The organism is Candidatus Bathyarchaeota archaeon (assembly GCA_030739585.1).
Lineage (GTDB): Archaea > Thermoproteota > Bathyarchaeia > TCS64 > TCS64.
The window spans coordinates 1-4871 of sequence record JASLYX010000011.1; the positions used below are offsets into that span (position 1 = coordinate 1).

Annotated in this window: 5 protein-coding genes; 4 read left to right on the forward strand and 1 reads right to left on the reverse strand. The window is 48.5% G+C overall.

Annotation, left to right across the window (positions count from 1 at the left end; genetic code table 11):
- Positions 1 to 109: 109 nt before the first annotated feature.
- Positions 110 to 790, reverse strand: a complete 681-nt coding sequence (locus QGG23_07450; protein ID MDP6049258.1) for a hypothetical protein — start codon at positions 788 to 790, stop codon at positions 110 to 112.
- Positions 791 to 1194: 404 nt separating this feature from the next.
- Between QGG23_07450 and QGG23_07455 the strand changes: the two genes are divergently transcribed.
- The 4 genes from QGG23_07455 (at position 1195) to QGG23_07470 (ending at position 4567) form a co-directional block, all read left to right on the forward strand.
- On the forward strand, positions 1195 to 1995 hold the full coding sequence (locus tag QGG23_07455) for an alpha/beta hydrolase (GenBank protein MDP6049259.1): 801 nt from the start codon (positions 1195 to 1197) through the stop codon (positions 1993 to 1995).
- Between the two features lie 51 nt (positions 1996 to 2046).
- Complete coding sequence (locus tag QGG23_07460; GenBank protein ID MDP6049260.1) at positions 2047 to 2475, forward strand: hypothetical protein; 429 nt, start codon at positions 2047 to 2049, stop codon at positions 2473 to 2475.
- 147 nt (positions 2476 to 2622) lie between these two features.
- The gene (locus QGG23_07465) at positions 2623 to 3432 is read left to right on the forward strand and encodes a tRNA (adenine-N1)-methyltransferase (protein ID MDP6049261.1); all 810 of its coding nucleotides are present in this window, start codon (positions 2623 to 2625) and stop codon (positions 3430 to 3432) included.
- A 49-nt stretch (positions 3433 to 3481) separates the two neighbouring features.
- Positions 3482 to 4567 (forward strand): M42 family metallopeptidase, encoded by a 1086-nt coding sequence (locus QGG23_07470; protein MDP6049262.1) that lies wholly within the window; start codon positions 3482 to 3484, stop codon positions 4565 to 4567.
- Positions 4568 to 4871 lie beyond the last annotated feature (304 nt).

The window sequence follows — 4871 nt, forward strand, 5'->3', positions numbered from 1 at the left end:
TGAGTTTCATTCTACTTGCATGGAAAGAAATTTGATTAAAAACAAAAATATACGGGTCAATTATCCAGAGATCTTGACCCTAGAATTAGAAAAGGAAAAAAGTAGAGTTTTAGTGTCCGGCCGTCTCGTCAACGACGATAACAAAGGTGTAGTAAGAATCCTCATCGGCTGAGAAACTATAGGCTCCATATGAACGCATATCAATCTCAGTGGCATCCGGCGCAACAAGGGTTACTGTGTAGTTACTTGAAATCGTATCGACATCAGTGGTATTCCATTCCATTACAACACTGCCGTTGACATTGGGAGAAAAGACTGAGGTGAACAGATGCACTTTTAATGTCCAATTCGCCGGGTACTCTTCCGGCAGGTAACTCGCGTACAGTTTTCGGAGATTAACTGGGCTGGAAGGGTTGTCGGGGTGGTAGAAGTATGATTCAACTCCTGCGAATCCAGGTGGGAGCACTAGTTCTCCTAGATTTTCATCAAACCCGTTGGTGGCATCAGTTTTCATGCCGAATGACGCATCCAAAGCAGAGGATTCACCCACATCCACAAGAAGAAAAACGGTCCATTCTCCCGTTGTCAAATGCGATGTGTTGCTTTGGGGTGTGCTAAACGCGTAAACCTTAGCGTTCTCGGACCCTGTGAAGATGACCTCGTTAGCCACATCAAGAGAGGCGTCCACACGACTCCCAGGAGAAAAGGTATAGCTCCAGAGATCCTGACGCGTTAGGGGGACTCTTCTACCTAAATATATTTTTTGAGAGGGATCTCCATGGGATGACAAGACAGAGGGTACTAGAAATGCAAAGAAAAACGACAATATTATTAGAAAGCAAATTGTGGCTAAATTCCTGAATCGAGTCAATTAGCTCGTTAATATTGGTTAAAATATTTAAATATAAATAATTTCGCGCGCGTAAAAAAAATGAGATCTAAGAGTTAAATATCCTGATCGCGCGCACGACAGGATTTTTTTCCATGCACCGCCAAAAATAACTCGTCTGTCTTACAATTGTGTTGTACTCTTCTTAGACATTGAACATGATTTTATAAATACCTGTTTCAAAGTTTCATTTGTTTTTGGCGCACGCCCCCATATTTATTGTCTCTCAGCAGTGTGTGAGAAAAAAGCATTGGAAGTGGAGGTTATAATTTAAGCCCGAAAGACAGACTACATCCTTGATCACGATGTCTGAGCCTAAGGAAGGATTCCTCAAAAGCGGAGGATACAGAGTCCACTACCTCCTCTGGGGTGGCACCGGCCCCAAGCTCGTCTTTATCCACAGCATGGGAATGGATGCCCATGGTTTCGAGGCCATATATAATGCCCTCAATGGAGAGTACCAGATGCTGGGATTAACCATCTTAGATCACGGGGACTCGGATATTCCTAAACCATCTCTCACTCTTCCTGACCACGCCGAGATCATGAGAGACTGCTATAGGCAGCTGGCCTTCGAGCCGATAATCCTGATAGGACATAGCGTTGGGGGGATGATGGGAATAACCCTCGCAGCGGAGCATCCCAACGAACTCAAAGGCCTAGTGTTGGTTGATATCGCACCCCGGATTGAGAAGAGAAAATACTCGTCGGCCCCGCCCCCTAAACTTTTCGAAAGTAAGGAGCAGGCTAGGGACTACTTCAAGGAGAAGTACTCTGGTTTTACAGAGGACGCTGTGGAGAACCGGATTAAGCATGGCCTCAAAGAGGATAATGAAGGTAAGCTGACGCTGAAGTCGACCCCAAACATTATGCGGCCCAGCCTATCCCTTGATCTCTGGCCCTTCGCAAAGAGGATCGAGACAGCGACTCTTATGGTTCTAGGAGGCAAGAGCGCCGTTGTGACCCTGGCTGCCCAAGAAAGGATGCGGGAAGTCATCTCAGGTATTGAGATCGTCACAGTAAAGGAGGCAACCCATATGGTACCTCAAGATAATCCAATAGAGTTCGAGAGACACCTAAGGCGCTTTCTTGAACGCATAGCATAGCCCTTCCCAAAGGTCTTATCCTTCCTATCTGGTCTATCCACAGTGAATAACATGACCCTAGACTTCATACTTGACCTTCAAAGATGGGGAGGAGGAGAGCCAACCGCAGTGGGAGAAGGCCACAAATTCACATATGAAGGCAAGTTCTATTCCATCCTTTACACGAGGGGAGGCCTTTTTAGGGGGAACCACATCCACCCCGTAGACCAGCACACATTACTGATGAAAGGTATGGGAAGGTACGTCTTCAAGGTGAATGGTGAAAACCTAGATCACGTCCTCGTGGAGGGGGAGATCCTTGATGTTCCCGCCGGCGTGCCCCATATATTCCTTCCCGAGGAAGACTGCCTGACCGTGGAGTGGTGGGAGGGAGATTTCATCGCAGAGGAGTATGACTTCCCAGAGTTCACCGTAGAGATCAATAAACGCATAGAGGAGTTCAACCAGAAGGTAGAAGAGCTCAAGCATCAGAAGAAATAGCCCAAAAAGTAACCTCTTCCCTTTTCTGAGTTTTCTGGCATTCACGAATTTCAGATAGGGTGTGGAAAATCCACTTATTCGTGGCAAATTGGGAGTTGAAAGTTTAAAAAAAATTACATCGCTCTCCCCTTTTGAGGTATAACCTCGATGGAAGACTTTATCCAAGGAGACCCCTCTAGGCATGGGATGACTAACATAGGCGAAGGCGACGACATCCTTCTCTACCTCGATGGAAAACGCACCTATATGATTCGTGTAGAGGCCGGAGCCCAGTTCCACACACATAAGGGCTACGTTGAGCTGGACGAGATTATAGGCCGACCCTATGGCTCCCCTCTGGTGAGCAGCCTCGGGATCAGGTTCATAGCCCTCAAGCCATTGATCAGGGACAGGATCCTCAAGACCGACCGCAGGACCCAAGTCCTCTACCCTAAAGACATCGGATACATTATGATCCTGCTCGGAGTGGGCTCAGGTTGTAGAGTAGTCGAAGCAGGAACCGGGAGCGGGGCCCTCACCCTATCCCTTGTTGACGCCGTAAGACCTGACGGCATAATCTATTCCTATGAAATTAACCCAAAATTCCAAAGGGTTGCCGCCAGGAACATAGAGAGGGCTAAACTCATGGATTTCGTGGAATTAAGAGAAGGGGACGTGACTCAAGGCATCGAAGTTGCTAACGTGGATGCTGTAGTTCTTGACATGGCGGTTCCTTGGCTTGTGGTGCCCCATGCATACGAGGCACTAGCTGGTAGCGGGGTTTTCGTTTCCTTCAGCCCTACCATCGAGCAGGTGATGAAAACGACATATGCGCTCAAAGAGATGCCTTTCGTAGAGATCAAGACCATCGAGCTCATGCTGAGGAAGATAACCGTGGCTGAGAATAAGACGCGCCCCCAGACTCAGATGCTGGGCCACTCAGGATACATTACCTCGGCCCGGAAGATCCTCAAATAGGGAATCGATAATCATTAATTTGTGCTGGTTCTACTTTTCGTTGTTTATTATGTTCAATGAAAAGTCCTTGACGCTCATGAAAGAGCTCATGGAGGCCTTTGGGCCATCGGGATTCGAGAGGGAAGCCAATACGATCTGTAAAAATTACATGGCGCCTTACGCTGACGATGTGTTTGTGGATAGGCTGGGGTCTGTCACATTTGTCTCTAGGGGGACGGAGGATAGGCCAAGGCTGCTTTTGGCGGGGCATACGGATGAGATTGGATTCATGGTTTCCTCAGTTTCAAAGGAGGGTTTCCTCACATTTAACGCCCTAGGGGGATGGTGGAGCCAGGTGCTCTTGGGGCAGAGGGTTGTTATCCGTGGCCAGAAAGGGGATTTGGATGGGGTGATCGCGTCTAAGCCTCCGCATATCCTCCCTGCTGCGGAGAGAAGCAAAGTGGTGGAGAGGCATCAGATGTTCATTGATATAGGGGCCACTAGCAAAGAGGAGGTTGTTGAGGCCGGTGTGAGAATTGGGGATCCCGCCGTGCCTTGGAGCCCTTTTAAGCTGGTTAGAGACGGAAAGGTGGCGATGGGAAAGGCCTTCGATGATAGAATAGGTGCGTTTATCCTGATGGAGACTATACGACGCATAAAGGAGCAGGATATCGAGCATCCAAACACCATCTATGGGGCCTGTACAGTTCAAGAGGAAGTGGGGCTACGCGGAGCCCAAACCACTTCCCATCTAGTGAACCCTGATGTGGGAATTGCGTTGGAGGTGGACATCGCTGGGGACGTTCCTGGGATCAAGCCATACGAGGCTATTACTAAGATGGGGCAGGGCCCCGGGTTGCTCACCTGGGACAGATCCATGATCCCTAATCAGCCCTTCAAGGAGCTCGTGATCCAGACCGCGAAGCACGCACAAATACCTCTACAACTAAGCCAGGTCTCAGGAGGAACGGATGCGGGACGGATCCACTTGAACCGGGGAGGTTGTCCCAGCGTTGTGATCAGTATACCCACAAGACACATTCATAGCCACGTGGGATATCTGAGCCTCAAAGACACTGAAAACGCAATCCGTCTCACAATCGAGCTCATCAAGAGACTAGACGCGCAGACTGTAGAGGGCTTTACTGCCCTTTAGACTTTTTATTGATTCCCACTCGGTATACGTGAGTTGAAACCTCTCCTGAAATGATCAAACTGGAAAAGAATTCAGGTGGAGATGACAAAAGACATCTTTTCTGGGATATCGGAGAGAGATGGTACTACGAGCATGCGTGAACTATCATGAATCATAGAAGCACAGTGAAGGCAAACAAGAAAATGGAATTCAACCCACCATCGAAGTCTGTGGCCGTACGTTGAAGGCAGAAGAATACAAAAAATACGAGCTGGTTGGTCGCGATGGCGATGAAAGGACGGTCTGGTACGGGCCAGATGGTTCC

Excerpts from the sequence above, each read along its gene's own strand:
- QGG23_07455 (MDP6049259.1), top strand. The coding sequence starts at position 1,195 with ATGTCTGAGCCTAAGGAAGGATTCCTCAAAAGCGGAGGATACAGAGTC.
- QGG23_07460 (MDP6049260.1), top strand. The coding sequence starts at position 2,047 with ATGACCCTAGACTTCATACTTGACCTTCAAAGATGGGGAGGAGGAGAG.
- QGG23_07465 (MDP6049261.1), top strand. The coding sequence starts at position 2,623 with ATGGAAGACTTTATCCAAGGAGACCCCTCTAGGCATGGGATGACTAAC.
- QGG23_07470 (MDP6049262.1), top strand. The coding sequence starts at position 3,482 with ATGTTCAATGAAAAGTCCTTGACGCTCATGAAAGAGCTCATGGAGGCC.